This is a genomic window from Pseudoalteromonas sp. SIMBA_162, from assembly GCF_046535955.1.
GTDB lineage: Bacteria > Pseudomonadota > Gammaproteobacteria > Enterobacterales > Alteromonadaceae > Pseudoalteromonas > Pseudoalteromonas marina.
On sequence record NZ_JAWJBQ010000611.1, the window covers coordinates 1 to 261 of the forward strand.

The 261-nt window shown below is 66.3% G+C and carries 1 pseudogene; it reads left to right on the forward strand.

Annotated features, from left to right (window positions below):
- Nucleotides 1-261, forward strand: a pseudogene (locus R0J88_RS21120) (polyribonucleotide nucleotidyltransferase); the annotation flags it as partial.

Here is a 261-nt window from a genome sequence, read left to right on the forward strand (position 1 = left end):
GAGGCCGTGGCGACGGCTTTCGCGGCGCTCGAGAAGCGTATCGTGCGTCAACGTGTGATCGCCGGTGAGCCGCGTATCGATGGTCGTGATACCCGTACCGTGCGACCGCTGGACATGGCGGTGGGCGTGTTGCCCAAGGCGCATGGCTCGGCGCTGTTCACCCGCGGTGAGACCCAGGCGATCGCCACTGCCACCCTGGGGACCACGCGCGATTCACAGCTGATCGAAGGACTGTCCGGCGAGAAGCAGGACCGCTTCATG